Genomic DNA, 5,142 nt, shown 5'->3' on the forward strand with positions numbered 1-5,142 from the left:
GAACACGCGCGTGTCTACATGCTGCGCATCGAGGCCCTGCTCGGCAACGGCCAGGACGGCGCCGCGTCTGCGGCCGCTGCCGAACTCGGCACGTTCGCGACGCGCGCGGGCAGCCCCGCCGCACGCCTGTACGCCGACTTCGCGCAGGCGCGCACGACCACCGACAGCGATGCGGCCGGCACCTGGTACGCGCGCGCGCTCGGCGAGGCGGACGCGCTGCGCATCCCGCTCGACCTGCGCGAGGTCGCGACCGCGTATGCAGGCTGGTTGATCGAGCGCGGCGATCCGGGCCGCGCCGCGGCCCTGGCCGAACGGGTCGCCGGTTTCGCCGCGCGCGACTTCGGCAGCGCACTGCTGCAAGTGCGCATCCAGCAGGCGAAGGGGAACGAAGCGCTCTGGCGCGCCGCGCTCGCGCGCGCGCAGGCGCTGGCGGGCGACCGGCGCATCCCGCCCGCCCTGGCGACGCCGCCGATGGTCGCCGACGCACGCTGACGGCCAACGCGTCGCGGTCGCGCCGCCCTGCGCCGAACACGGACCCAACCGCGATCCGCGATCGGCATCGCAGCGATCCCCCGCCTCGCGCGCGCGTCCGGGCGACCTGGGCGCGGTCCCGGTGCCCGCCGTCGACACCGACTCGATCGATGGGCCGATTCGCGTCGAATCAAGCGTTTGGCGCGCGCGTTGATGTGCGCCTAATGCGGGCATGACCTTCCGCGCATGCGCGCCGACACGCGCACCCGCATGCTCGCGGCGTCGCATTCCCCCAAGCCGGAGATCCCGATGTCGTTTTCCCGCCTGAGCCACATGGGCGCCCTGGTGTTGCTCGCTTCGCTCTCCACGAACCCCGCGCGCGCCGCGGACGGCCTGCCCGACCCGACCTTCGGCACCGGCGGCGCCGCCTACATCACCCCCGACGACGTCGAGGCGCGCGAGCTGCGTCCGTACGCGGCACTGGCCTTGCCCGACGGCAAGATCCTCGTCGCGGGCGAACGCAACAAGTTCATCCCGTCGAGCCCGTTCGATCCGCACATGCGGGGCATGCTCGCGCGCTTCGACGCCGACGGCACGCCGGACGCCAGTTTCGGCAACATCCCCGGCATCCCGGGCGTGCTCGTACTGCCCGACCTCGTGCCGCTCACGGGCGCGGGCATGCAGGTGATCGAGGCGATGGTGCGCCTCGACGACGGCTCGATCGTCGTCGCCGGCACCGCGCAGGCGTTCGGTCCGCTGCGCGGCTTCCTCGTCAAGCTCGATGCGGAAGGCGCGATGGACACGACCTTCGGCACCGACGGCATCCAGCTCGTCCCCGAGGTCTACGTGCACGCGCTCGCGGTCGACAGCCAGGGCCGCTTCGTGATCGCGGGCGAGAAGTCGATCGACACGGTCGCGCACAGCTACGTCGCGCGCTTCGACCCGAACGGCGCGCCCGACATGACGTTCGGCACCGACGGCGGCGTCGTCATCGACTGGGACGGTGCGGGCGAAAGCCGCGGCGGCTATCTCGCCACGCTCGGGCTCACCGACGGCGACGGCATCCTCGTCGGCGGCGGCTATGAAGTGTACGGCGCCGGCATGGGCTCCGATTACGCGATCGCGCGCCTCGACTCGACCGGCGCGTTCGACACCGCGTTCGCGGGCACGGGCTGGCGCGTGTTCCACCGTCCCGACGACAGCGGCCAGATCATCGACGCGATCGACCGCCTGCTGCCGACCGCGGGCGGCGGCGCGGTGTTCGTCGGTCATTACCAGCTCGACGACGGCCAGGGCAACACGAGCATCGAGACCGTGCTCGGCGGCATCGGCGCCGACGGCTCGATGGACGCGAACTTCGGCTCCGGCGGCGACGGCTTCCAGCCGGTCGCGATCGCTCCGGGTTCGTTCACGCGCTACGCGACCGGCTTCGTTCGCCAGGCGGACGGCAACCTCGTCGCGTCGATCAGCTACGTCGGCCCCGAGTCGAGCTTCCTCGCGTTCCGCTTCACGCCGGACGGCACGCTCGACACGAGCTTCGGCGACGCCGGCATCGCCAGCGTCGACATGGCGCCCGGCGGCGTCTTCAGCGACCCGTCCGCGCTCACGCTCGATGCGCAGGGCCGCGCGATCGTCGCCGGCATGGCCGAGCGCACCGCTCCGCTGTACGAGCTCGCGGTGCTTCGCCTGACCCACGACGATCCGCAGGCCGACCGCATCTTCGCCAACGGTTTCGACGGAACGAGATAACTCCCCGGCTCCGTCGACAGGACCGGCCGCGCTCCCTCTCTCCCCCAGCGCGCGGCCGGTCCACCTACCTCCATCCCCGACCAGGGCTTCCACCCGTCGCGGGAAAACGACGAAGCGCACGCCGCTTCCCGCCCGGCCCTTCCAGGGCATCGCCCGCGCAAGCGACCCCCGCCGGACGCCGACCGTGGCCGTCGCCTTCGGCGCAGAGCTCCCGACGGCACGAAGCTTCCGCCTCGCCCCTTGCAGCGCAACGCCGCGACCGCCGCACCGAAGCACGATGCCGATGCATGCGTTCGACGCGGGAGTGCGGGAAGGCGCGGTGCCCACCCGACGGTGCTTCGAAGCGGATCGTCCCCACGGCCGCCCGGGGGCGCGATCCGCGCTGGTTGCGTCGCAGCACGCCATCCGCTAGCATCGTTGCCATCATACTAATGCGCTAATACATTGACGCGATGAAAAGACGCCAGATCGAACCCGAGCTCGATTCCGACCGCGCCGAGCGCTCGTTGTGCGAAGCGCTGCTGTCGCTGCGCGGCGTGGAGGAGATGCGCGCGTTCCTCGACGACCTCTGCACGCCGGCCGAGCGCGAGGCGATGCGTGACCGCTGGAGCGTCGTGCCGCACCTGCTCGCGGGCGAGCCCTACTGGCAGATCCACGACGCGACCGCGGTCAGCATCACGACGATCGGTCGCGTCGCGCGCTGCCTCGAGCAGGGCGCGGGCGGCTATGCGATCGCGGCCGCGCGCACGGCCAAGCCGCGCAAGGCGGCGAGGAGCGTGCGATGAACGACGGCCGCGACCGCCTGCGCATCGCGGTGCAGAAATCGGGGCGACTGTCCGAGGCGTCGCTCGACCTGCTGCGACGCGCCGGGCTCGCCTTCCGCGCGAGCCGCGACAAGCTGTTCCTGTACGGCGAGAACCTGCCGGTCGACGTGCTGCTCGTGCGCGACGACGACATCCCGGGCCTGCTCGTCGAGGGCAGCTGCGAGCTCGGCATCGTCGGCCGCAACGTGCTCGACGAACAGCGTCTCGCCGGCGGCGCGGCCCCCGCTCCCGCGGCGCTCATCGATCTCGGCTTCGGCCACTGCCGCCTCGCGCTCGCGGTGCCGGACGGTGGCCCGATCGGGACGATCGCGGACCTCGCCGGCCTGCGCATCGCGACCTCCTATCCCGCGTTGCTCGCCGACTGGCTGCGCGCGCAGCGCATCGACGCCGAGGTGGTGTTGCTCAACGGCTCGGTCGAGATTGCGCCCCGCCTAGGCAAGGCGCATGCGATCTGCGATCTCGTCTCGAGCGGCGCCACGCTCGCCGCCAACCAGTTGCACGAACTCGCGACCGTGATGCACAGCGAAGCCGTGCTCGTCGCGAGTCCGCGCCCCCGCGGCGCGGCCGCGAGCCAGCTCGTCGAGCGGCTCGGTGCGCGCATCGCCGGGGCGTTGTCCGGCGCGGGTGCGCGCCTGCTCATGCTGCAGGCGCCGCGCACCGCCCTGCCCGCGATCACGCGCCTGCTGCCCTCGCGCGAAGCGCCGAGCGTGCTCGGCCTCGACGGTCGCCCCGACGATGTCGCGATGCAGGCGCTGTGCAATGCGAGCCTCGACTGGCAGCACCTCGAGGAACTCAAGCGGCTCGGCGCGCGCGGCGTGATGGTGCTCAACGTGGAGCGCATGCTCGCATGAACACGGCTCCGCGCTGCGTCGACTGGTCGACGCTGGACACCTGCCAACGCATTAATGCCCTGGCGCGGCCGCCGCGCCTGCACGACGCCGACCTGCTGGTCGAGGTGCGCGCGATCATCGCCGCGGTGCGCGCGCGCGGCGATGCCGCGCTGCGCGAGTTCGGCGCGCGCTTCGACCGCTGCGAGCTCGCGACGTTCGAGGTCGGCGCGGACGAGTTCGCCGCGGCCGAGCGCGCGGTCGACGCCGACGTGCGCGCCGCGATGCGCCGCGCGATCGCACGGGTGGAAGCGTTCCACGCGCCACAGATGCCGCAGCCGATCGCACTCGACACCGAGCACGGCATGCGCTGCGAGCAACTGCTGCGGCCGATCGGCCGCGTCGGCCTGTATGCGCCGGCGGGCAGCGCGCCGCTGCCATCGACCGTGTGGATGCTCGGCGTGCCCGCGCGCGTCGCGGGCTGCGGCGAGATCCTGCTCGCGACGCCGCCGCGCGCGGACGGCAGCGCGGATCCGGCGATCCTCGTCGCGGCGCGCCTGTGCGGCATCGAACGCGTGTTCAAGCTCGGCGGCGCGCAGGCGATCGCAGCGCTCGCCTACGGCACCGAGTCGGTACCGCGCTGCGCGAAGCTGTTCGGACCCGGCAACAGCTGGGTCACGACCGCCAAGCTCGAGGTCGCCGCCGACCCGGACGGCGCCGCGATCGACATGCCCGCCGGCCCTTCCGAAGTGCTCGTGATCGCCGACGACGACGCGGATGCCGCGTTCGTCGCCGCCGACCTGCTTGCCCAGGCCGAGCACGGCGCCGATTCGCAGGTGCTGCTCGCGAGTCCGAGCCGGCGCCTGCTCGACGCAGTCATGCGCGAACTCGAGACGCAGCTCGCGAGCCTGCCGCGCGCGGCGATCGCGCGCGCCGCGCTCGCGCACGCGCGGCTGATCCTCGTGCCCGACCTCGACGTCGCGGTAGAGATCGCCGAGCGCTACGCGCCCGAGCACCTCATCGTGAACACGCGCGACGCGCGCGCGCTGTTGCCGAAGCTCGCGAACGCGGGCAGCATCTTCCTCGGCGCCTGGTCGCCGGAGACGCTCGGCGACTACTGCGCGGGGCCGAACCACGTGCTGCCGACGCTCGGCTTCGCGCGTGCGTTCAGCGGCGTGGGGGTCGAGAGCTTCCTGCGCCGCGTCTACGTACAGGAGGCGACGGGCGCGGGCCTGCGCGCGATCGGCCCCGACGCCGCCCGCCTTGCCCGC

At 72.9% G+C, this 5,142-nt stretch carries 5 protein-coding genes; all 5 read left to right on the forward strand.

Translation table 11 applies throughout. From position 1 onward, the window contains the following. Positions 1 to 492, forward strand: a 492-nt coding sequence (locus tag VI238_RS11260) for a hypothetical protein (RefSeq protein WP_331651348.1), incomplete at its 5' end; no start/stop codon positions are given. A gap of 288 nt (positions 493 to 780) precedes the next feature. Further along, complete coding sequence (locus VI238_RS11265; RefSeq protein ID WP_331651350.1) at positions 781 to 2,220, forward strand: hypothetical protein; 1,440 nt, start codon at positions 781 to 783, stop codon at positions 2,218 to 2,220. A 452-nt stretch (positions 2,221 to 2,672) separates the two neighbouring features. Then, positions 2,673 to 3,005 carry a YerC/YecD family TrpR-related protein gene (locus tag VI238_RS11270; protein WP_331651352.1) on the forward strand — a complete coding sequence of 111 codons (333 nt, stop codon included), beginning with the start codon at positions 2,673 to 2,675 and terminating at the stop codon, positions 3,003 to 3,005. After that, positions 3,002 to 3,895, forward strand: coding sequence for an ATP phosphoribosyltransferase (gene hisG, locus VI238_RS11275; protein WP_331651353.1), 894 nt, complete (start codon positions 3,002 to 3,004; stop codon positions 3,893 to 3,895). Before VI238_RS11270 ends, hisG begins: the two co-directional genes overlap by 4 nt. After that, on the forward strand, positions 3,892 to 5,142 hold a 1,251-nt coding region (hisD, locus tag VI238_RS11280), incomplete at its 3' end, for a histidinol dehydrogenase (RefSeq protein ID WP_331651355.1). The genes hisG and hisD, both read left to right, overlap by 4 nt.

It is taken from the genome of Dokdonella sp., from assembly GCF_036518555.1.
Classification (GTDB): domain Bacteria; phylum Pseudomonadota; class Gammaproteobacteria; order Xanthomonadales; family Rhodanobacteraceae; genus Dokdonella_A.

Coding starts and splice junctions, on each gene's coding strand:
- hisG (WP_331651353.1), top strand. CDS start 3,002: ATGAACGACGGCCGCGACCGCCTGCGCATCGCGGTGCAGAAATCGGGG.
- VI238_RS11265 (WP_331651350.1), top strand. CDS start 781: ATGTCGTTTTCCCGCCTGAGCCACATGGGCGCCCTGGTGTTGCTCGCT.
- VI238_RS11270 (WP_331651352.1), top strand. CDS start 2,673: ATGAAAAGACGCCAGATCGAACCCGAGCTCGATTCCGACCGCGCCGAG.